This is a genomic window from Knoellia locipacati (assembly GCF_044791685.1).
In the GTDB taxonomy this organism is placed as follows: Bacteria; Actinomycetota; Actinomycetes; order Actinomycetales; family Dermatophilaceae; genus Knoellia; species Knoellia locipacati_A.
Window position 1 is genome coordinate 3,147,883 of record NZ_CP087730.1, and the last position, 22,206, is coordinate 3,170,088.

General features: G+C 72.1%; 18 protein-coding genes. 10 read left to right on the forward strand and 8 right to left on the reverse strand.

What is annotated here, in order from left to right; translation table 11 throughout:
• Nucleotide 1 precedes the first annotated feature (1 nt).
• On the forward strand, nucleotides 2-826 hold the full coding sequence (locus tag LL946_RS14740) for an FAD-binding oxidoreductase (RefSeq protein WP_404381915.1): 825 nt from the start codon (nucleotides 2-4) through the stop codon (nucleotides 824-826).
• Between the two features lie 38 nt (nucleotides 827-864).
• On the opposite strand, the gene LL946_RS14745 is transcribed toward LL946_RS14740, so the two are convergent.
• Both LL946_RS14745 and LL946_RS14750 read right to left on the reverse strand, forming a co-directional pair.
• Entirely contained in the window at nucleotides 865-1,329 is a 465-nt protein-coding gene (locus LL946_RS14745; protein WP_404381917.1) for a dihydrofolate reductase, read from the reverse strand.
• 106 nt (nucleotides 1,330-1,435) lie between these two features.
• Entirely contained in the window at nucleotides 1,436-2,245 is an 810-nt protein-coding gene (locus LL946_RS14750; protein WP_404381919.1) for a thymidylate synthase, read from the reverse strand.
• 73 nt (nucleotides 2,246-2,318) lie between these two features.
• Between LL946_RS14750 and dapA the strand changes: the two genes are divergently transcribed.
• The 3 genes from dapA (at nucleotide 2,319) to LL946_RS14765 (ending at nucleotide 7,876) form a co-directional block, all read left to right on the forward strand.
• Nucleotides 2,319-3,206: a 4-hydroxy-tetrahydrodipicolinate synthase gene (gene dapA / locus LL946_RS14755; protein WP_404381921.1), complete on the forward strand. Its 888-nt coding sequence runs from the start codon at nucleotides 2,319-2,321 to the stop codon at nucleotides 3,204-3,206.
• Nucleotides 3,203-4,888 carry a ribonuclease J gene (locus LL946_RS14760; RefSeq protein WP_404381923.1) on the forward strand — a complete coding sequence of 562 codons (1,686 nt, stop codon included), beginning with the start codon at nucleotides 3,203-3,205 and terminating at the stop codon, nucleotides 4,886-4,888. The genes dapA and LL946_RS14760 overlap by 4 nt, the downstream gene beginning before the upstream one ends.
• Before the next feature lie 255 nt (nucleotides 4,889-5,143).
• Nucleotides 5,144-7,876, forward strand: a complete 2,733-nt coding sequence (locus LL946_RS14765; RefSeq protein WP_404381925.1) for a DNA translocase FtsK 4TM domain-containing protein — start codon at nucleotides 5,144-5,146, stop codon at nucleotides 7,874-7,876.
• Here the strand turns inward: LL946_RS14765 and LL946_RS14770 are convergent.
• Complete coding sequence (locus LL946_RS14770) at nucleotides 7,860-8,966, reverse strand: MauE/DoxX family redox-associated membrane protein (protein ID WP_404381927.1); 1,107 nt, start codon at nucleotides 8,964-8,966, stop codon at nucleotides 7,860-7,862. The genes LL946_RS14765 and LL946_RS14770 overlap by 17 nt on opposite strands.
• A 53-nt stretch (nucleotides 8,967-9,019) precedes the next feature.
• Here LL946_RS14770 and LL946_RS14775 point away from each other — a divergent pair, with 53 nt between their 5' ends.
• Nucleotides 9,020-9,727: an ion channel gene (locus LL946_RS14775; RefSeq protein WP_404381929.1), complete on the forward strand. Its 708-nt coding sequence runs from the start codon at nucleotides 9,020-9,022 to the stop codon at nucleotides 9,725-9,727.
• 6 nt (nucleotides 9,728-9,733) lie between these two features.
• Here the strand turns inward: LL946_RS14775 and LL946_RS14780 are convergent, their stop codons facing one another.
• Nucleotides 9,734-10,927, reverse strand: coding sequence for a dipeptidase (locus LL946_RS14780; protein WP_404381931.1), 1,194 nt, complete (start codon nucleotides 10,925-10,927; stop codon nucleotides 9,734-9,736).
• Between the two features lie 71 nt (nucleotides 10,928-10,998).
• Here LL946_RS14780 and rimO point away from each other — a divergent pair, with 71 nt between their 5' ends.
• The 5 genes from rimO (at nucleotide 10,999) to LL946_RS14805 (ending at nucleotide 14,527) form a co-directional block, all read left to right on the forward strand.
• Entirely contained in the window at nucleotides 10,999-12,414 is a 1,416-nt protein-coding gene (gene rimO, locus LL946_RS14785; RefSeq protein ID WP_404381933.1) for a 30S ribosomal protein S12 methylthiotransferase RimO, read from the forward strand.
• Complete coding sequence (gene pgsA, locus LL946_RS14790; RefSeq protein ID WP_404381935.1) at nucleotides 12,411-13,067, forward strand: CDP-diacylglycerol--glycerol-3-phosphate 3-phosphatidyltransferase; 657 nt, start codon at nucleotides 12,411-12,413, stop codon at nucleotides 13,065-13,067. The genes rimO and pgsA overlap by 4 nt, the downstream gene beginning before the upstream one ends.
• Nucleotides 13,064-13,555, forward strand: a complete 492-nt coding sequence (locus tag LL946_RS14795; RefSeq protein WP_404381937.1) for a CinA family protein — start codon at nucleotides 13,064-13,066, stop codon at nucleotides 13,553-13,555. Before pgsA ends, LL946_RS14795 begins: the two co-directional genes overlap by 4 nt.
• Nucleotides 13,556-13,646: 91 nt before the next feature.
• Nucleotides 13,647-13,949, forward strand: coding sequence for a helix-turn-helix domain-containing protein (locus LL946_RS14800; protein ID WP_404381939.1), 303 nt, complete (start codon nucleotides 13,647-13,649; stop codon nucleotides 13,947-13,949).
• Nucleotides 13,950-13,960: 11 nt separating this feature from the next.
• Complete coding sequence (locus LL946_RS14805) at nucleotides 13,961-14,527, forward strand: GrpB family protein (RefSeq protein WP_404381941.1); 567 nt, start codon at nucleotides 13,961-13,963, stop codon at nucleotides 14,525-14,527.
• Here the strand turns inward: LL946_RS14805 and LL946_RS14810 are convergent.
• The 4 genes from LL946_RS14810 to LL946_RS14825 form a co-directional block, all read right to left on the reverse strand.
• Nucleotides 14,512-15,378, reverse strand: a complete 867-nt coding sequence (locus LL946_RS14810; RefSeq protein ID WP_404381943.1) for an Fpg/Nei family DNA glycosylase — start codon at nucleotides 15,376-15,378, stop codon at nucleotides 14,512-14,514. The two genes, LL946_RS14805 and LL946_RS14810, sit on opposite strands and share 16 nt — an antisense overlap.
• Before the next feature lie 158 nt (nucleotides 15,379-15,536).
• Nucleotides 15,537-20,285, reverse strand: coding sequence for an ATP-dependent helicase (locus LL946_RS14815; RefSeq protein WP_404381945.1), 4,749 nt, complete (start codon nucleotides 20,283-20,285; stop codon nucleotides 15,537-15,539).
• A 15-nt stretch (nucleotides 20,286-20,300) separates the two neighbouring features.
• On the reverse strand, nucleotides 20,301-21,512 hold the full coding sequence (locus LL946_RS14820) for an MFS transporter (protein ID WP_404381947.1): 1,212 nt from the start codon (nucleotides 21,510-21,512) through the stop codon (nucleotides 20,301-20,303).
• Nucleotides 21,513-21,550: 38 nt separating this feature from the next.
• Nucleotides 21,551-22,138, reverse strand: a complete 588-nt coding sequence (locus tag LL946_RS14825; protein ID WP_404381949.1) for a helix-turn-helix domain-containing protein — start codon at nucleotides 22,136-22,138, stop codon at nucleotides 21,551-21,553.
• Nucleotides 22,139-22,206: the final 68 nt, after the last annotated feature.

Here is a 22,206-nt window from a genome sequence, read left to right on the forward strand (position 1 = left end):
GATGGGGGGCGTGTCCCTGCTGCGCCGTCCCTCGAAGCCACACCCGACCTTCCGGCCGCTCGCGGTCGCCGAGGTCGAGCCGGTCGCCGAGCACGCGGTGTCGATCGGGTTCGACGTGAGCGAGATGCCGGGCTTCCTCGACTACCGGGCGGGCCAGTACGTCACCCTGCGGGCGCTCGTCGGCGGCGAGGACGTGCGCCAGTCGTACTCGATCTGGGTGCCGCCGAGCCGCGCTCGCCGCGACGGCGTCATCCGCGTCGCCGCCGCTGCGGTGCAGGGCGGACGGATGTCGCCGTGGCTGGCCAACGAGGTCGAGGTCGGCGAGGTCATGGGGGTGCTGCCTCCGCTCGGTGAGTTCGTGCTCGACGAGGTCGTGGGCCCGCGCCACCACGTCGGTGTCGTCGGCGGCTCCGGCATCACGCCGGTCCTCGCCATCGCGGCCGCGGCGCTCGAGCAGGACCCCGGGTCGACCGTGGACCTCGTCGTCGCCAACCGCACCCGTGAGTCGACCGTGCTCGGGCGCGAGCTCGCCGAGCTGGAGGCTGCCTTCGAGGGCAGGCTGCGGGTCGAGCACGTGCTCAGCCGGGAGCGGGTGCCCGGTGTCCGGCATGGGCGGATCGACCCGCTGCTGCTGCGCAGCGTCCTCGCCCACGTCGGAGGCCTCGACGGGGTCGACGACTGGTGGCTCTGCGGTCCGGAGGGGCTCATCGCCGACGTCGAGGCGTGGCTCGGGGGAGAGGGCATCGCCGCCGAGCACATCCACCGCGAGCGGTTCACCTCGACCGGTCCGGTGGACCCGCGCAGGCCGTCAACGTCCGGCGGCTGAACGGCATACGGCCCGTAGTTGCGGACGCACGGTGAGCGTCACCGCTCGTAGGTCACCCAGGCGAAGCCTTCACGCTCCTCGCGGCCCGTCTCGTGCCACACCGTCGGGTCGATCTCGGGGAACCGCACGTCGCCCTCGGGCTCGTGGTCGACCTCGGTGATGAGCAGCCGGTGCGCGAACGGCATTGCCTGCTCGTAGATCTCGCCGCCACCGGCGACGAACACCTCGCCCACGGGGCCCGCGAGACCCAGCGCATCGTCGAGCGAGTGCACGGTCTCGACGTCGGGGTGGTGCCAGTCGGCCTGCCGCGTGATGACGATCGTGCGCCGGCCCGGCAGCGCCCGCCCGATCGAGTCGAACGTCTTGCGGCCCATGACCATCGCATGGCCCATGGTCGTCCGCTTGAAGAACGCGAAGTCCTCCGGCAGGTGCCACGGCATGTCGTTGTCGGAGCCGATGACGCCGTTGCGCCCGACCGCTGCGATGAGGGTCACCTGGGTCATGCGCCTCACCCTAGGGGCGTGGGACCCACGACGTCTCGTATGCCGTGAGCGCGCCGTGCGCCGACGTCACCCACACTCAGCGTGGGCCGGCATACGGACGCCTTGCTCAGACGGCGATCGGCGCCTTGATCGGCGGGTGCGGGTCGTAGCCGACGAGCTCGAAGTCACCGAGGTCGTAGTCGTCGATCGCGCCCCGGGGGGTGATGCGCATCGTCGGCAGCGGGCGCGGCTCGCGGGTCAGCTGGAGGCGGGCCTGCTCGAGGTGGTTGGAGTAGAGGTGGGCGTCACCGAGCGTGTGCACGAACTCGCCGGGCTCGAGATCGGTGAGCTGGGCGACCATCATCGTGAGCAGCGCGTACGAGGCGATGTTGAAGGGCACGCCGAGGAAGACGTCGGCCGAGCGCTGGTAGAGCTGGCAGTGCAGCTTCGCTGCCCGGCCGTCGGCGGCTGGGCTCACATAGAACTGGAAGAGCGCGTGGCACGGAGGCAGCGCCATGTCGTCGACGTCGGCGACGTTCCAGGCGCTGACGATGTGGCGTCGGCTGTCGGGGTTGGTGCGGATCGACTCGATGACCCTGGCGATCTGGTCGACCTGTCGCCCGTCCGGCGTGGGCCACGAGCGCCACTGGTGGCCGTAGACCGGACCGAGGTCACCGAGCTCGTCCGCCCACTCGTCCCAGATCGAGATCCCGCGCTCCTGGAGCCAGCGCACGTTGGTGTCGCCACGCAGGAACCACAGCAGCTCGCCGATGATCGACCTGAGGTGGAGCTTCTTGGTCGTGACGACCGGGAAACCCTCGGACAGGTCGAACCGCATCTGGTGGCCGAAGACCGAGCGCGTGCCCGTGCCGGTGCGGTCGGACTTCTCGACTCCCTCGTCGAGGATGCGGTCGAGGAGGTCGAGGTACTGGCGCATGGCTCCAGAGCGTAACCGCGTGCGCCGACGACGGCGGGAGGACCCCGTGTCGTCAGCGACTACCCTGAGGGCCATGACGACGAACCCCTTCGGCCGGGTCATCACGGCCATGGTCACACCCATGCGCCCCGACGGATCGATGGACGAGGCCGGGGTGCGCGCCGTTGTCGAGCACCTCATCGCGAGCGGGCACGACGGCATCGTGGTCAACGGGACGACGGGGGAGTCGGCCACCCTCACCGACGACGAGAGCATCGAGGCGGTCCGCATCGCCGTCGACGCCGCCGGTGGGCGCGCGGCGATCACCGCCGGTGTCGGGTCGAACGCCACGGCCCACAGCATCGACATGGCCGCTCGCGCCGTCGAGGTGGGCGCCGACGCCCTGCTCCTCGTCTCGCCCTACTACAACAGGCCGACCCAGGCCGGATTGCTCGCGCACTGTCGCGCCGTCGCCGACTCGACCGACCTGCCGGTCATGCTCTACGACATCCCCGGTCGCACCGCCACGGCGTTCAGCACCGAGACGCTGCTCGCGCTGGCCGAGCACCCGCGGATCCTCGCGGTCAAGGACGCCAAGGCCGACCTCTGGGCCTCGACCCACGTCATGGCGGCGACCGACCTCCTCTGGTTCAGCGGCGACGACGTCCTCTCGCTCGCGCACCTCGCACAGGGTGCCGTCGGCGTCGTCTCCGTGGTCGGTCACGTCGCGGGCAAGGAGTATGCCGCGATGATCGCCGCCGTGGACGGCGGCGACCTCGCCACGGCGCGCGAGATCCACCAGCGGCTCATCCCGGCGGTCGACGCGATCATGACGACGTCCCAGGGTGCGATCATGGCCAAGGCCGCGCTGGCGGAGCTCGGGGTGATCGAGTCCGCGTTCGTGCGGCTGCCGCTCGTCGAGTCGCCACCGGAGCACCTCGAGATCCTGCGCAAGGGTCTCGCGGAAGCAGGCCTGCGATGAGCCACCCGCACCCCGAGCTCTCCCTGCCCGCCCCTCTGAAGGACGGCGGCGTCCGCGTCGTCGCTCTGGGAGGCCTCGGCGAGGTCGGCCGCAACATGGCGGTCATCGAGCACAAGGGCCAGCTGCTCATCATCGACTGCGGCGTGCTCTTCCCCGACGACCACCACCCGGGCATCGACCTCATCCTCCCGGACTTCAGCTACATCAAGGACCGGCTCGACGACGTCCAGGCGATCGTCCTCACCCACGGCCACGAGGACCACATCGGCGCCGTGCCGTTCCTGCTTCGCCTCAAGCCCGACATCCCGCTCATCGGCTCCCAGCTGACCCTGGCCCTCATCGAGGCCAAGCTCAAGGAGCACCGGATCAAGCCCTACACGCTCTCGGTCAAGGAGGGCGGGCGCGAGACCTTCGGCGTCTTCGACTGCGAGTTCGTCGCGGTCAACCACTCGATCCCCGACGCGCTCGCCGTGTTCGTGCGGACCTCCGGCGGCACCCTGCTCCACACGGGCGACTTCAAGATGGACCAGCTGCCCCTCGACGGACGGCTCACCGACCTGCGGGCCTTCGCCCGTCTCGGCGAGGAGGGGGTCGACCTCTTCCTCACCGACTCCACCAATGCCGAGGTCCCGGGGTTCACGACTCCGGAGAAGGACATCGCGCCGGCCATCGACCGCGTCTTCCGGCACGCCAATCGCCGGATCATCGTGGCCTGCTTCTCCTCCCACGTGCATCGCGTGCAGCAGGTGCTCGACGCCGCCGAGAAGTCGGGCCGCAAGGTCGCGATGGTCGGGCGCTCGATGGTGCGCAACATGGGCATCGCCGCCGACCTGGGCTACCTCCACGTCCCCGACGGGATCCTCGTCGACTTCAAGAAGCTCGGCGACCTGCCGGACAACAAGGTCACGCTCATCTGCACCGGCTCGCAGGGCGAGCCGATGGCGGCGCTGTCGCGGATGGCCAACCGCGACCACCAGATCGAGGTGGGGGAGGGCGACACCGTCCTCCTGGCCTCCTCGCTCATCCCGGGCAACGAGAACGCCGTCTACCGCGTCATCAACGGGCTCATGCGGCTCGGGGCCGACGTCGTCCACAAGGGCAACGCCAAGGTCCACGTCTCGGGCCACGCCAGTGCCGGCGAGCTCCTCTACTGCTACAACATCGTCAAGCCGCGCAACGTCATGCCGGTGCACGGCGAGTGGCGCCACCTGCGCGCCAACGCCGACCTCGCGCTCGCGACGGGCGTGCACCCCCGGGGTGTCGTCGTCGTCGAGGACGGTGTCGTCGTCGACCTCGTCAACGGCAAGGTCAAGGTCGCCGGTGCGGTCGAGTGCGGCTACGTCTACGTCGACGGCTCGTCCGTGGGCGAGGCCGACGACGCCCTGCTCAAGGACCGGCGGATCCTGCGCGACGAGGGCTTCGTGTCCGTCATCGTCGTCATGGACGCCTCGACCGGCAAGATCGTCGCCGGTCCCGAGATCACGGCGCGCGGCTTCGTCGAGGATGACGTCATCTTCGACGACGTCATGCCCCAGCTCACCCGAGCCCTCGACGACGCCACCTCACAGGGCGTGACCGACACCTACCAGCTCGAGCAGGTCATGCGCCGCACGGTCGGTGGCTGGGTCGGTCGCAAGATCCGCCGTCGCCCGATGATCATCCCCGTCGTCATCGAGGCGTGACCGCCTCGCTGAGCTCCGTGGGCCCGCCCGTCGTCATCGAAGCGTGACCGCCTCGCCCCATCAGCCTCACCAGCCTCACCAGTCTCACCGCCCGGCTGCCGCATTATCGGGTCACCCGAGAAACGTCCTCTTGACCCGGGGTGCCAACTCGGGTCGAGGACCCCTTTATCGGGTGACCCGATAAAGGGGCGAGCGCGGGCGCGTGGTGCGCGTGTGACACGTGTGTCTGTGGTGACTTTGGCCTAGGGTGCGAGCATGGCCTCCCGTCCGACATCACCTGCGCGTTCCCGCACGGCCTCCTCCCGGCCGGCGAACCGCCGCGCACCTGCTCGCACGAGCACCCGCGAGAAGGCTCCGGCCAAGGGCGGCACGCCCATGCCGGTCGCGGCCGTGCGGGGCGCCTGGATGGGGTTGGCCCACGTCACCGGCGGCACCGTCCGCAAGGTGTCGCACGTCGGTCAGGACCTCGAGCCCGAGCACCGCCGCGACGGTGCCGGGCTCACGCTCATCGCCCTCGCGGTCGTCGTCGCCGCGCGGGAGTGGTGGGGACTCGACGGCATGGTCGGTGAGGCCACCCACGCCGTCGTGGCCGGCACGTTCGGTCGCGTCGGCTACGCGCTGCCCATCGTCCTGCTGCTCTTCGGCCTGCACCTGTGGCGCACCCCGCGTGAGCATCCCGCGACCAACCGGATGGCCATCGGCACCGCGATCCTCGCGTTCGCCGCCTGCGGCGTGGTCCACGTGGCCGCCGGCATCCCCGAGCCCCCGGCCGGGGCCGACGGCATGCGTGCCGGCGGCGGGATCATCGGCTTCCTCGCCTCGAGCCCGCTCGAGGCCGCGGTCTCGATCTACGGCACCATCCCGCTGCTCATCCTCATCGGCATCTTCGGGCTGCTGGTCCTCACGGCCACGCCCGTCCACGAGATCCCCGAGCGACTCGACCACCTGCGGGCCACGCTCCTGGGGCGGCCGGCATACGAGGACTCCGACGACACGGACGAGGTGCCGGTCAAGAAGCCGCGCCGCTCGCGCGCCTCGAGCGACGAGCCGATGGTCGGGGACGAGGCCTACGAACAGGCCGCGATCGTCGACTACGAGGACAGCAAGGGCCGCAAGTCCCGGCGCGTCCCCCCGCCCGCGGAGGTCGACGAGGGTGGCCCGCGCCCCGGCGAGAAGCGCCCGACCGCACCCGGGGTCCTCGCCCCGGCCGCCAAGACCGTGGCCGAGCAGGTCAGGCTCGAGGCGCCGCCGACGACCCCGCTCCCTCAGCGCGTCGAGCAGCTGTCGCTGGCCGGTGACATCACCTACACGCTCCCCGACAACGCCGCCCTCAAGCAGGGCGCCCCGCACAAGGAACGCTCCGAGGCCAACGACCGCGTCGTCGAGTCGCTCACGACGGTGCTCGACGAGTTCGGCATCGACGCCCAGGTCACCGGCTTCACCCGTGGGCCGACGGTCACCCGCTACATCGTCGAGCTCGGACCCGGCATCAAGGTCGAGCGCGTCACCGCGCTCTCCAAGAACATCGCGTATGCCGTCGCGTCGGCCGACGTGCGCATCCTCAGCCCGATCCCGGGCAAGTCCGCCATCGGCATCGAGATCCCGAACCCGGACAAGGAGATGGTCTGCCTCGGCGACGTCCTCCGCAGCCGGGTCGCCCGGGACAACCACCACCCGATGGTCATGGGCGTCGGCAAGGACGTCGAGGGCGGCTACGTCATCGCCAACCTCGCCAAGATGCCGCACCTCCTCGTCGCCGGTGCGACCGGCTCCGGCAAGTCGAGCTTCGTCAACTCGATGATCACGTCGGTGCTCATGCGGTCGACCCCCGACGAGGTCCGCATGGTCCTCGTCGACCCGAAGCGGGTCGAGCTCACGGCATACGAGGGCATCCCGCACCTCATCACCCCGATCATCACCAACCCCAAGAAGGCCGCGGAGGCCCTCCAGTGGGTCGTGCGTGAGATGGACGCGCGCTACGACGACCTCGCGGCCTACGGCTACAAGCACGTCGACGACTTCAACAAGGCGGTGAAGTCCGGCAAGGTCCAGCCGCTGCCGGGTTCGGAGCGGGTCATCCACCCCTATCCGTACCTCCTCGTCGTCGTCGACGAGCTCGCCGACCTCATGATGGTCGCGCCGCGCGACGTCGAGGAGTCGATCGTCCGCATCACCCAGCTCGCCCGCGCCGCCGGCATCCACCTCGTCCTCGCGACGCAGCGTCCCTCCGTCGACGTCGTCACCGGCCTCATCAAGGCCAACGTGCCGAGTCGCATGGCGTTCGCCACGTCCTCGCTCGCGGACAGCCGCGTCGTCCTCGACCAGCCGGGAGCCGAGAAGCTCCTGGGCCAGGGTGACGGGCTCTTCCTGCCGATGGGCGCGAGCAAGCCGATGCGCGTCCAGGGCGCCTGGGTCACCGAGTCCGAGATCCAGGAGATCGTCGCCCACGTCACCGGCCAGCTCAAGCCCACCTACCGCGAGGACGTCACCGTCGTCGCTGCCAAGAAGCAGATCGACGACGACATCGGCGACGACCTCGACCTGCTGCTGCAGGCGACCGAGCTCGTCGTCACGACACAGTTCGGGTCGACGTCGATGCTCCAGCGCAAGCTGCGCGTCGGGTTCGCCAAGGCCGGGCGGCTCATGGACCTGCTCGAGTCACGGGGTGTCGTCGGTCCGTCCGAGGGCTCCAAGGCGCGCGACGTGCTCGTGCGCCCCGACGACCTGCCGACCACGCTCGCGCTCATGCGGGGTGAGGACGTGCCCGAGACCGAGGTCGCCTTCGACAACGAGGCGGACGACGGCTCGGGAGCCCGGGACCAGGCCGACCCGGCGCCCCAGGAGTCGGCTCCGACGCAGCAGCTCCCTCATGACCGCTACGGCAAGGACGCCGTGGCCGACGACCTCGCGCGTCGTCCCCAGGTCGCGGCGTGGGACGAGGACGAGGACGACAGCGAGGACGCGTGGGAGCTCACCGGTCGCCGGTGAGCTGACCGTCCTCGGTGAGCCGAGCGTCCTCGGAGAGCCGACCGTCCTGGGCGGGGTCGGGTGCCGCCCCGGCCACCGACTCCTGCAGCGCGTCGACCACGTCGTCGACGAACTCCCTCACCTCGGCGGTCCCGGACACCGGGCCGCCCGCGAGGTGGTCGTCGACACCGAGGAGCACCGCACTCGGTGACCCGCGGAGCCCGAGCGCGAGCCAGGCCAGACCCCGGTGGTCGAGCAGGGTTCGAGGCGGCGGTGGGCCGACGAACTTCTCGGCGATCGGGACCGCGAAGACGAGCCGCACGTCGACGAGGTCGCTGCGCGCGTCCCACGCGGTGATCTCGGCCATGACCTCCTTGGTGGAGGCGCAGTAGCAGTTGACGAAGACGAGGAGCTGCGCACGCCGACGGGTCAGCTCCTGCAACGTCACCGGCCCGGACGCCGGGTCGTGGATGGCGAGCACGGGAGTGGGGGTGCGGACGTAGTCCTCCTCGTCGTCCCCGTCGCCGAGCTCGGTCGCGGGGTCAGCCGCGGCGGTCGCGGTCGCGGTCGCGGCAGGCTCGTCAGGGTCCGGGGAGCCACCCAGCACGAGGCCGGTGACGAGGCAGGCGAGGGCGCCCAGCCCGAGCCACAGCCAGTCGCCGGTGGCGGACCCCTCGAGCAGAGACCACACTGTGCGCCCGGACAGCCCGACGGCGAGGGATGCGGTCGCGGCGGCGACGAGCAGGGTGTTGCGCACGAGGGTCCGGACCGAGATGCGCTGGTCGCCCACCTCTCCGAAGCAGCCGCAGTGCGGCCTGGGGGTGAGGCTCAACCCGCGGGCGATGAGCGCCCAGTAGGTGAGCATGAGGACGAGCGTTCCCGCTGCGGCGATCGTGAAGGTGGCGCGCCACGGCGTGAGCAGCCCTGCGGCGAGCGCCAGCTCGATGCCGGGGACGGCCCGCGCGAGCTGGCGCGGCAGCACCCACTCGGGCAGCTCGAGGTTGCGGATGATCGTGCGCAGGGACTCGCCCTTGCCGAGCTTGGTGACGGCGCTGAAGCCGATGACGGCGACGAGGACCAGGGGAGCGACGACCCACGCGACGTGGTGCATGTCGTCATCCTAGGTCGGGGCCCCGGCGCCGCGTCCGCGCCTAGAGTGGCGGGATGGAGACCAAGCTCTGGGACGACCTGCGCGAGCCGCCGACGCGGATGGAACGCTGGGGCGCCATCCTGCGCAAGCAGCCGTCTGCGTTCCTTCTCGCGGTCCAGCTCCTCGTCATCGTCCTGCTTCCATGGCTGCAGGACCTTGATTACGGCCGCGTCGCCCTCACGGTGCTCAGCCTGTGCGCCCTCACGGTCGCGGTCTTCACCGTTCGCAGCACGCCAGCGCTGACCTGGCTCTCGATCCTCATCGGTCTCCCCGCGGCCGTCCTCGAGGTCTGGTCGGTCGCGTCGCCGGGGAATGCGCTCATCGTCGCCCTGGCGCACACGGCGCTGTCGATGTTCTACTTCTACACGGCCTACGGGCTCGTGTCCTACATGTTCGAGGACGCGTGGGTGACCAAGGACGAGCTCTTCGCGGTGGGTGCGGCGTTCACGGTGCTGCTCTTCGCCTTCGCCTACCTCTTCCTGGCCATCCAGGAGGTGTGGCCGGGGTCGTTTGTCGGTCACAGCCAGGCCGAAAACCGCACCTTCCTCGAGTTGCTCTTCTTCTCGGCCGCCAACCTCACGAGTGTCGGTCTCTCGGATGTGGGAGCCGTGGGGGCCCAGGCGCGGTCGGTCACGATCTTGGAGCAGCTCGGCGGTGTCATGTACATCGCCATGGTGATCTCTCGCCTCGTCGCACTCACCGTCATGCGCAACCGGGGCTGACCCGGGTCAGGAGTCGCCCGCGACGTCGGTGTCCTCGATCCTGGCGTTGCTCGGTCCCCGGGTCGCGGACACCTCCCGTGACACCGCCTCCACGCCCTCGAGCACGCGCAGCGCGTTGCTCCACGTGAGCCGGCCGAGGTCCTCGTCGGACCAGCCGCGCTCGGCCAGGGCCTCGAGCAGCCGCGGGTAGCCGGCGACGTCCTCGAGCCCGGTCGGGAGCTGGCCCACGCCGTCGTAATCGCCGCCGAGCCCGATGTGCTCGACCCCGGCGACCTCGCGTACGTGCTCGACGTGAGCGACGACGTCGTCGATCGTGGCGTGCGGCTGTGGTCGAGCCTGTGTGTAGCGCTCGATGAACGCGCTGTATGCCGTGTGGTCGGCCCAGTGGACGTCCTCCGCGGCTGCCGCCTCGGCTGCCTCGAGGTCCCACTCGCGCACCGCCGGCGAGATGAACTTGGGCACGAACGTGACCATGCAGACCCCGCCGTTGTCGGCGAGCATGGCGAGCACGTCGTCGGGGACGTTGCGCGGGTGGTCGCACACAGCCCTCGCCGACGAGTGCGAGAACATCACCGGCGCCACCGAGGTCTCGAGCGCGTGACGCATCGTGTCGGCGGAGACGTGCGAGATGTCGACGACCATGCCGATGCGGTTCATCTCCCGGACCACCTCGCGCCCGAAGGGGGACAGGCCCCCCAGCACGGGCTCGTCGGTCGCCGAGTCGGCCCAGGGCACGTTGTCGTTGTGGGTGAGCGTGAGGTAGCGCACGCCGAGGGCGTGCAGCATGCGCAGTGCCCCGAGCGAGCTGTCGATGCTGTGGCCGCCCTCGGCCCCCATGAGGGAGGCGATGCGTCCCGACTCCCGGGCGGCCCGCACGTCCGCCGCGCTGACCGCGAGAGCCAGCTCGCCGGCATACCGGCTCGTCATGGTGCGGACGAAGTCGACCTGTTCGAGCGTGGCCGTGACGGCCTTCTGGCCGGCCCACTTGGCATCGACGTAGACCGACCAGAACTGCGCACCCACGCCACCGCGGCGCAGGCGGGGCAGGTCGGTGTGGGTCGAGGCGACGTCGCCGCCGATGTCGAGGCGGTCGAGGTCGTACGCCACCTGCTCGCGCGCGGCCCACGGGAGGTCGTTGTGGCCGTCCCAGACCGGATGCGTCTCGAGGAGGTCGGTGATGCGCTGGGCCGTCGTGTTCATCGCCCCAACCTAGAGGCCTCCCACGCTCGTGCGCGTGCGGGAGGTCCCGGTCCGGCAACTACAGTGGGCGCATGCCTGCACCCGACACGACCACGCGTTCGGTGGCCGTCGTCACCTTGGGATGCACCCGCAACGACGTCGACTCCGAGGAGCTCGCCGGGCGGCTGGCGGCCGGCGGGTGGACGCTGGTCGACGACGCCGCCGAGGCCGACGTCGCGGTCGTCAACACGTGCGGGTTCGTCGAGCAGGCCAAGAAGGACTCCATCGACAGCCTCCTCGAGGTGTCCACGCTCAAGGAGCACGGACGCACCCAGAAGGTCGTGGCGGTGGGCTGCCTCGCCGAGCGCTACGGCCAGACCCTGGCCGACGAGCTGCCCGAGGCCGACGCCGTGCTCGGCTTCGACACCTACGCCGACATGTCGACGCACCTGCGCACGATCCTCGACGGTGGCAGCGTCCCGAGCCACGTGCCCAGCGACCGGCGCAAGCTCCTCCCGCTGTCGCCGGCGACCCGCCAGGTGGCGTCGGCCGACGTGGCGCTGCCGGGTCACTCGGCCCCCCGCGCCCGCCTCGGGACCGGTCCGTGGGCCCCGCTCAAGATCGCCTCGGGGTGCGACCGCCGCTGCGCGTTCTGCGCGATCCCGATGTTCCGTGGCTCGTTCGTCTCCCGACGACCGACCGACGTCATCGAGGAGGCGCGCTGGCTCGCCGCCGAGGGCGTGCGCGAGCTCTTCCTCGTGAGCGAGAACTCCACGTCCTACGGCAAGGACCTCGGTGACCTCGGCCTCATGGACGCGCTCCTGCCCGAGCTCGCCGACATCGAGGGGATCGAGCGGGTCCGCGTGTCCTACCTCCAGCCGGCCGAGGTGCGACCCGGCCTGCTCGACGCGATGGTCGCGGTGCCCGAGGTCATGCCGTGGTTCGACCTCTCCTTCCAGCACGCCTCGGCTCCGCTGCTGCGCCGGATGCGTCGCTTCGGCGGGACCGAGAGCTTCCTGGGGCTCATCGACGACGTTCGACGCCGCTCGCCGCTCGCCGGCATCCGGAGCAACGTCATCGTCGGCTTCCCGGGGGAGACCGAGGACGAGGTCGACGAGCTCGCCGCGTTCCTCACCGCAGCGCGTCTCGACGTGGTCGGGGTGTTCGGCTACTCCGACGAGGACGGGACGGAGGGCGAGCTCCTGCCGGACAAGGTGGCCGCCGAGGAGATCGCCGAAAGGGTGGCGCGCATCACCGACCTCGTCGAGGAGCTCACCGCGCAGCGTGCCGAGGACCGGATCGGCGAGACCGTCCGCGTTCTCGTCGAGGAGGCCGCAGAGGCCGGCGACGAGGGCCGCGACCGAGGCGTGGTCGGGCGCGCGGAGCACCAGGGGCCAGACGTCGACGGGACCACCCGGGTGACCGGGACCAGTGCTCGTGTCGGGGAGACCGTGGTCGCCACGGTGGTGGGGACAGAGGGCATCGACCTCGTCGCGGAACCGACATGAGCGACCGGCCCTCGCCGGTCGCGCGCATGGCGCCCAGCGCGTGGAACATCGCCAACGGGCTGACCGTCCTGCGCCTGCTGCTCGTGCCCGTCTTCGGGTGGCTGCTCCTGTGGGGTGACGGGCAGGACGCGGGCACGCGCTGGTGGGCGTTCGCCGTCTTCACTGTGGCCATGGTCACCGACCGGATCGACGGCGACATCGCGCGCAGCCGGGGGCTCATCACCGACTTCGGCAAGGTCGCCGACCCGATCGCCGACAAGGCGCTCGTGACGATGGCCCTCGTCGGGCTGTCGATGATCGGCGACATCCCGTGGTGGATCACCCTCGTCATCCTCGTTCGCGAGTGGGGCATCACCGCCATGCGCTTCTGGGTGATCCGGCACGGCGTCATGGCGGCCGGGCGTGGCGGCAAGGTCAAGACCCTCCTGCAGGCGCTGGCCCTCGGCTTCTTCGTCATCCCGCGCTTCTCGCTGCCGCTCACCGAGGTCCTCGACGCCGTCGCGTGGGTCACCCTGGTCGCCGCGCTCGTCGTCACCGTCGTCACGGGCGTCGACTACGCCGTCGACGCCTTCCGCCTGCGCCGGACCAGCCCGCGCGCGCTCGCCAAGAGGGCTGCGCGGGCCGCCGCCCGAGACCGAGGCCGCGACACGTGAGCTCGCCCGACGCCGTCGTCGGGGCGCTCGTCGCCCGTGGTCTCACCGTGGCCACGGCGGAGTCCCTCACCGGCGGCCTTGTCTGTGCGGCGCTGACCTCTGTCGCCGGCTCGTCCCGCACCGTGCGGGGCGGGGTCGTGTCCTACGCGACCGACGTCAAGGCCGACCTCCTGGGTGTCGATGTCGAGCGCCTGCGGCAGGTCGGCCCGGTGGACGCCGTCGTGGCGGAACAGATGGCAACCGGAGCGGCTCGCCTTCTCGGGGCGGACGTCGGACTGTCGACGACGGGCGTCGCCGGTCCCGGACCTGCGGAGGGTATGCCGGCCGGCACCGTCTTCGTCGCGGCCCACGGCCCGTGGCCCTCCGGCGTCCAGAGCCGGCGGCTGCACCTCGGGGGTGACCGGGAGGCCGTGCGGGCGGCGACGGTGGATGCGGTCCTCGAGCTCGTCGCGGAGCTGCTGCGGGGGTGGCCGCGACCCGGGGAATAGCCCGGGTCGGGGAAGTCTGGGACGAGAGGTCACCCTCTCGATGTAGCGTGGAGGCTGACGACCACCGGTCACGACGAAGGGAGGCCCGATCATGATCCTGCTCCGACACGAGCTCGGTGAGGCGCTGCGCGAGCGGCGCCAGGAGCAAGGGCGCACCCTGCGTGACGTCGCCGCGGCGGCATCGGTGTCCCTGGGCTACCTCAGCGAGATCGAGCGCGGCGTCAAGGAGGCCTCCTCCGAGCTGCTCTCCGCGGTGTGCCTCGCCCTCGACGTGCCCCTGTCCGTCGTGCTCGACGACGTGAGTCGCCGGGCCGCCCACATCGAGTCGCTCGGCGCCCCGGTGTCGCTCCCGGTCGCCGGCCGGTCGCAGGACGTCTCCGCCTCGGCGGCCTGAGCCGCCCCATCGTGCCGGCCGAGTACGTCCAGGGCCGGGAGGAACCGTGGTCCGTCGCCGTCGTCCTGCACGAGCCCGACCCACGGTGGCCGGTGCTGTTCGACGCCGACGCCGCCGAGATCCGCGACGCCCTCGGTGACACCGCGCTCGCCGTGGACCACGTGGGCTCCACGTCGGTCCCGGGACTGCCGGCCAAGCCGATTGTCGACATCCTCCTGCAGGTGGCCGACCCCGCCGACGAGGAGGCCTACGTGCCGGCGCTGGTCGAGCGGGGCTACACCCTGCAGATCCGCGAGCCCGACTGGCTGGAGCACCGGGTCCTGTACCAACGCATCGAGCGCGGGAACTCGCACGGCGTCAACCTGCACGTGCTGGCCCCGGACACCGGGCGCGAGGAGATCGGGCGGATGATCGGACTGAGGGACTGGCTGCGCTCGCACCCCGACGACCGGGATCTCTACGCGGCGGAGAAGCGTCGTCTCGCCGGCCAGCGCTGGCGCTACGTGCAGGACTACGCCGACGCGAAGTCGACGGTCGTCGAGGAGATCCTCGGGCGCGTGGCTCAGGCCCGCCGGTAGGGAGTCCCGCGGCCACCTGCGGACCCGAGCGGGCGTTGGGGACGACCGTCGTCGCCCGGTGCCAGCCCTCCCTGGCAGGTGGGGCAGTAGAACATCGTCCGCTCGCGTCCCGGTGGCCCGATCATCGCGACCCGCACGGGGTCCCCACACCGGCGGCAGGGGCGCCCGGACCGGGCGTGGACGTAGTGCTCCTCACCCTTGCGGCGCACACCGGTGCTGGACTGGACGGCGTGGTGCCGGGACGTGTCGAGCAGCCGGTGGGCCCGGGCCACGAGTGCGTCGATGCGCTCGGGACCGACGTCGGCCGTCGCGGTCCACGGTCCGATGCGCTCGAGGAAGAGCGACTCGGAGGCCCAGAGCGTCCCCACTCCCGCGAGGACTCGCTGGTCGAGCAGGGCCGCGCCGATGACGGTGCCGGAGGCCAGCAGCCGCGCCGCAGCCTCCCTGGGGTCCCAGTCAGGGCCCAGGACGTCGGGGCCGAGGTGTCCCACGACCTCGTCCTCACGTCCGGTCGGCAGGACCTCGAGCATCCCCAGACGCAGCCCGAGCGCCGACCACGTGTCGGTGCCCACGGCGGCACGCAGGTCGGCGCGGCGCAGCCACGAGGCGGTATCCGCCGGACGCGCCACCCGCCACTGGCCCTCCATCTTGAGGTGGGAGTGGATGGTCAGGCCGGAGTCGACGCGGTGCAGGAGGTGCTTGCCTCGGCTGACCACCTCGCTCGTGATGCTCCCTCTCAGGTCGAGGGTCGCGATCTCGGGGAAGCGGAAGTCGCTGAGCGTGATCGTCTCTCCGGCCAGTGCGCGGTGCAGCCGGTCGGCCGTGCGCCAGACCGTGTCGCCCTCAGGCATGCTGAAGCTCGCGGGGGCTCCTGGACGCTTGGGCCGGCGAGCGGGTCGGCGTGGGCGTGGGCGTCCGGGTGCAGGTCGGCGTGTGCGTGGAGGTCGGCGGCGTCCACCTCTCCGGCGTCCACCTCTCCGGCGTCCGTGTCGCGGCGTGCGTCACGGTGTCACCGCCGCAGGCGCAGGCCGCGCGGCGTCGCGTGGAAACCGGCCTGCGCCAGGGCGTCGACGAGGGGATGCCCGGAGCCGAGCAACGCGTCTCCGTCGGCCTTCTCGACGGTGAGCCGACCGAGAGCGCCCTCGCGCACGGCCAGGGCCAGGGCGTCGGCTGCTGCCTGCAGTCGCATCGGGTCGTCGGTCCACGACAGCAGCGTCTTGCCGCCGCGCTCGACGTAGAGGACGAGGTCGCCGTCGACGAGGACGACGAGGGCGCCCGCCTTGCGCCCCGGCTGGTGACCCTTGCGGCCGGCACCTGCCGAGTCGTCCGTCGTCGGAGCCACCGGCCGGTCGGGCCAGGGCAGGGCCGCGCCGTAGGCGTTGGCCGGGTCGGTGGCGGCGAGCACGAGGGCGTGCTGGGTGCTCGCGTCGGGCGCGGCTCCGAGGGTGCGCGCCCCGGCTCGCAGCCGGTCGATGGCGCCGGTGGTGGCGAACTGGGCAGCCCCCAGCGACTCGACGAAGTAGCCGCGCCGCACCCGGCCGGACTCCTCGGCGGCCGCGAGCACGCGGTAGACGGCCGCGAAGCCACCGGTGACGTCCTCGGCGACGACGCTGCCCCGGGTGAGGACGCCGTAACGGTCCTGGAGGATCTCGGCGGTCGCGAGCGTGCGCACCGTGGCGTCCGCCTCGACCTCGGGCAGCAGCGACCACCGGCCGGCCGCAGCGCCCGGTGCGGAGCGCGCGACCGCCGGTAGGGGCCGGGAGGCGCCCCGCCGCCCGCCGAGGGTGCCGAGCGCACCGGCGCGGCCGGCATACCGAGTCGACCGCGGACCGGAGGAAGCGCGCTTGTGCGCGGTCCGACCGCCGGCGAGAAGTGCGCGCACGGGGGCGAAGGTGTCGCCGGAGACGTGACCGGACCAGACGAGCGACCAGAGGTCGTCCAGGACCTCGGAGTCCGAGCCCTCGACGGCGTCGGCGAGCGCCCGGAAGAAATAGGCGCCACCTCGGGCGAGGACGTCGAGGATGGCTTGGGCCCGGTCGCCGAGCTCCGCGTCGTCGGGGGCCGTCATCGTCAGGTGTGCGGTGTCGGCGAGGTGCAGCGAGACCCAGCCGTCGTCCCCGGGCAGCGAGCCGTGGCCCCGCCAGACGACCTCGCCGATGCTCATGAGCTCGTCGAGCATCGCGGGGGAGTAGCCGACCACACGCGCGGGGAGCACGAGCGTCTCGAGGGCGCTCGCGGGCAGGAGCGCTCCGGCCAGCTGCTCGATGGCCCGGACGAGACCCTCGCGACCGCGCAGGCCCCCGCCCACCGACTGCCACTGCGGCAGGAACCTCGCCAGCTCGACGGCGGCCACCGGCTCCACCTCGGCGCGCAGTGCCGCGAGCGAACGACGACGCAGGGTCCGCAGCACCTCGGCGTCGCAGTAGTCGAGACCATGCACACCACCCCCGCTCTCGGTCGGGAGCAGCTCACCCTCGACGACGCGGCCGGAGGAGACGAGGCGGCGCAGCGCGTCGAGGGCCACGGCCGGGCCGACGCCCCACCACTGGGCGACGGCGGAGACCGGGAAGGGCGCGTGGGTGCGGGCGTAGCGGGCGACGAGGTCGCCGAGCGGGTCCGGGACGGGGTCGAGGAACGCCTGGGGCACTCCGACGGGAAGCGAGGCTCCGAGGGCGTCGCGCAGCCGTGAGGCGTCCTCGATGGCAGCCCAGCGCTCTTCGCCGGCGATCCGCACACGGATGACGCGGCGGGCGCCCTCGAGGTCCACGAGCCAGGACCCGAGGTCACGGGCGCTCGCGCCGTCGCGGGTCCGTCGCTCGATCTCTGGCAGCGACATCGGCCCGAGGGTGCGCAGCAGGTCGGCGACGTCCTCGCCGTCGCGGCAGCGACGCTCCTCGGCGAGCCGCTGCAGCTCGGACTCGGTGCGTGCCACGGCCTCCGGGTCGAGCAGGTCGCGCAGCGACAGACCCTCGCCGCGGCCGAGCAGCTCGGCGAGGAGGGTGGGGTCGAGCGAGAGGGCCGCGGCCCTCTTCTCGGCGAGTGGGCTGTCGCCCTCGTAGAGGAACTGGGCGACGTAGCCGAACATCAACGAGCGCGCGAACGGCGAGGGCTGGGACGACTCGACGTCGACGAGCGTCACCTCGCGCGAGGCGATGGACGACATGAGGGCGGTGAGGCCCGGCACGTCGAAGACGTCCTGGACGCACTCGCGCACGGTCTCGAGGACGATGGGGAACGAGGCGTACTGGCTTGCGACCTGCAGCAGCTGGGCGGCCCGCTGGCGCTGCTGCCAGAGCGGCTGACGCCGATCGGGGCGACGACGCGGCAGCAGCAGTGCCCTCGAGGCGCACTCGCGGAAGCGGGCGGCGAAGAGGGCCGACCCGCCGATCTCGCCGGTGACGAGGTCGTGCACGTCGTCGGGGTCGAGCCGGACGAGGTCGAGGAGCTCGGCCGCAGCGCCGCGTCCGCCCGCGCCCTCGCCGTCGAGCTCGAGGTCGGGCAGGCGGAAAACGATGCCGTCGTCGCCGTGCATCGCCTGGACGTCGACGCCGAAGCGTTCGCGCATGCGTGCCGAGACGCACAGCGCCCACGGTGCGTGCACCTGCCCGCCGAAGGGGCTGTGCACGGCGACCCGCCAGTCACCGATCTCGTCGCGGAAGCGCTCGACGACGATCGTCCGGTCGTCGGGGACGTGCCCGGTCGCGGCTCGCTGCTCCTCGAGGTAGCCGACGAGGTTGTCGGTCGCCCACTCGTCCAGACCGGCTGCGCGCACGCGCTTGCGCGCCTGGGCGGGCGTCGACGCCGCGACCTCGCGCACGAAGGCCCCGACCGCCTTGCCGAGCTCGGCGGGCCGACCGAGCTGGTCGCCCTTCCAGAAGGGGAGCCGGCCGGGCTGCCCCGGCGCGGGCGTCACGAGCACCCGGTCGTGGGTGATGTCCTCGATCCGCCACGTCGAGGTGCCGAGGGTGAAGAGGTCACCGACCCGCGACTCGTAGACCATCTCCTCGTCGAGCTCGCCGACGCGGCGCCCCGTGCCCTCCCCGGTGGCGAGGAACACGGCATACAGGCCGCGGTCCGGGATCGTTCCGCCGGAGGTGACCGCGAGGCGCTGGGCACCCGGGCGGCCCGACAGCACCCCGGTGACGCGGTCCCAGACGATGCGCGGGCGGAGCTCGGCGAACTCGTCGCTCGGGTAGCGCCCCGACAGCATGTCGAGCACCGACTCGAGGATGGCGCGGGGGAGCGAGGCGAACGGCGCCGCGCGGCGCACGACCTGCTCGAGGTCGTCGACGGCCCAGTCGTCGAGGGCGGTCATGGCGACGACCTGCTGGGCGAGCACGTCGACGGGGTTGGCCGGGACACGCAGCGACTCGATCGCTCCGGCCCTCATGCGCTCGACGACGACCGCGGTCTGGACGAGGTCGCCGCGGAACTTGGGGAAGAGGACGCCACGGGACACGGCCCCCACCTGGTGGCCGGCGCGACCGACGCGCTGCAGGCCGCTGGCCACCGACGGCGGCGACTCGACCTGCACGACGAGGTCGACCGCACCCATGTCGATGCCGAGCTCGAGGCTGGACGTCGCGACGACCGCGGGGAGGCGCCCGGCCTTGAGGTCCTCCTCGATGAGCTGCCGGTGCTCCTTGCTCACCGAGCCGTGGTGCGCGCGGGCGAGCACGGGCGGGGCCCCGGACGACGCTCCCGACTGGGCCATGACCTGGGCGGGGGTGCGGGACGAGCCGGTGTGCCGGCCGCCCTGGTCTGCGGCCACCGCGCCTTCGCCGGCCGAGCCGTCGAGCTCGGCGGCCTCCGCGGCGGCGCTCAGGCGCTCGTCCCAGATCTCGTTGAGCCGGGCGGTGAGCCGCTCGGCGAGGCGGCGGGAGTTGGCGAAGACGAGGGTGGACCGGTGTGAGGCCACGAGGTCGACGATGCGCTCCTCGACGTGCGGCCAGATCGAGGCCCGCCGCTCCGCACCCGACGCCGGGCCGCTGAGGTCGTCCTCGATGACCTCGCCGAGCGAGGACATGTCGGCGATGGGCACCACGACGTTGAGGTCCCACTCCTTGGTGGACGGGGGCCGCACGACGTCGACGGGCCGACCCCCGGCGAGGTAGCGCGCGACCTCGTCCACGGGCTCGACGGTCGCGGACAGCCCGATGCGCTGTGCCGGCTGGTCGAGCAGCGCGTCGAGCCGCTCGAGTGAGAGCGCGAGGTGAGCGCCGCGCTTGGTGCCGGCGACGGCGTGCACCTCGTCGAGGATGACCGTCTCGACGCCGCGCAGCGCCTCGCGCGCCTGCGAGGTGAGGATGAGGAAGAGCGACTCCGGGGTCGTGATGAGGATGTCGCTGGGGGTGCGAGCGAACGCCCGGCGCTCGTTGGCGGGGGTGTCGCCGCTGCGCACCGACACGGTGATGTCGGGCTGGGCCTGGCCGAGACGGGTCGCGGCGTGCCCGATGCCGACGAGCGGGCTGCGCAGGTTGCGCTCCACGTCGACAGCGAGGGCCTTCATCGGCGAGACGTAGAGGACGCGGCACCGCTTGAGCCGCTCCTCGGGCACCGGCTCGGTGCCCAGCCGGTCGAGGGCCCAGAGGAAGGCCGAGAGCGTCTTGCCCGAACCGGTCGGTGCCACGACGAGCGCATGGTGGCCCGAGCTGATCGCCTCCCACGCCCCGGCCTGGGCGGCCGTGGGCGCGCTGAACGAGTCCCGGAACCACGTCGCCGTGGCCGGGGAGAACCGCTCGAGAACGTCAGAGGTCATGAGAGGGCAAGCCTCTCACTCGGGACCGACACCCGACCGGGAGCGGTCCATCTCCCGCCACTCCGGCCGGACCCCCGGGACCACGGTCGAGACGAGGTATGCCGTCCCCGCGACTCCGAGCGCCGGCGCGGCTCCCAGCGCCGTCACCGCCACGCCTCCGACGACCCCGCCGACCGGGAGGCCGACCCATGCCAGGGCGTCGGCGAGCGAGCCGACGCGCCCGACGAGGTGCCGGGGGACCCGCTCGAAGAAGAGCGCGTTGACGGTCGGGTTGACGAACCCCGCGCCCAGCCCGGCGACGACGTTGGCGGCCAGGATGAGCCAGAGCGGGGCGCCGAGGGCGAGGGCGAGGTAGCGAGGCGCGCCGGAGAGCGTGAAGCCGGCGAGGAAGGCCGTCCGGCGGCTGAAGCGACCGGCCATGGTCGTGGCGACGACGCTGGCGGCCACCGCCGAACCGCCGTAGAGGACGCCGACGAGTCCGACGAGGCTGGCGTCGTAGCCGTTGTCGTAGGCCCACGAGGGCAGCATGACGCCGATGTAGGCGGCCTCGAGCAGGTTGGTCACCGCGATCATCGCCAGGATGCTGCGCAGGAGCTTGTCACCGCGCAGGTAGTCGACCCCGGCGCGCAGCTGCTGGAGGTAGGAGCCCTGGTCCTCCGCGTGCCCGGACCGGAGGTGGGGCACGAGCGTGGCCACGACGAGGGCGCTGATGAACGATGCTCCCGCGGTGAAGGCGACGGTCTGGGCCGCACCGAAGCCGGCGACGAGCAGGCCGCCCACCCCGGCACCGAGCAGACCGCTGGCCCGGTCGATCGTGCTGTCGAGGCCCGTGATCCGTTCGACCGGCATCCCCACGTGGTCGGCCACCCCGGGGATCATCGCGTTGCGCGCGCCGTCACCGGGACCACGGACCGCACCGGCCAGGGCCACGAGGGCCAGCAGCAGCGGCAGCCGGTCGGGCAGCGAGAGCTGGCCCACGGCATACAGGATCGGGATGAGGGCGAGGAAGGCGCCACTGAGGATGTCACCGGCGATGCTGATGAGCCGAGGCCCGTAGCGGTCGACGAGAGGGCCGCCCAGGGCCTTCGAGACGACGTACGGCGCCATCTCCGCGGTGAGCACGAGACCGGCGTAGGCCGGCGACCCGGTCTCGGTGAGGACGAGCCACGGCAGCGCGATCGTCGCGATGCGCGTGCCCGCGATCGACACGCCCGAGGCCAGGAGCATGCCGTGCAGACTGCGCCTGGACGGGCGCGGGTGCGTGCTCACTCCGTGGGCATCCCGGGGGAGAGGAAGACCTCGAGGTTGACGGACACGGGGCGGGCGTCGTCCGGAGCGTCGGTCGTGCCCTGGTGCGGGCGGTAGCCGCGGATGAGCGAAGTGAGCTCGGTGATGAGCCGGGCCGCCTCGTCGGGGGTGAGGCGCAGGGTGAAGTTGCTGAAGGTGCCGGCGTCCTCCCACTCGGGAGGGAGGGTCGCGATCTCGGCGATGGCGCGCTGTGCGCTGTCGGCGTAGCCCGCGGCCACGGCCGAGAGGTAGGCGGCGGACGTCTCGGTGTCGGCGTCGTGGGTGTCGAAGTAGGTGCGGGCGTGGGCCGCCCGCCACCACCGGTCACGCGCGTTGCCCATCTCGGTCGCCTCGACGACGAACCCCGCCTCGGCGAGCTGGCGGACGTGGTAGCTCGTGGCACCGGTGTTGACGCCGAGGTGCTCGGCCAGACGGGAGGCGGTGGCGGGTCCGTGGAGGCGCAGGGCGCTGAGGATCCGGGGGCGCAGGGGGTGGGTCAGGGCCTTGAGGGTCGTCGCGGTGAGGACGAGATCCCGCCTCGGGTCCGGCTCCAGTGCACGCGACATGTCGATGACCTTACAAAGGAAGTTCTGGAAACGCAGTATAGAACCGGCGAGTTGCCCGCGGCAGCGTT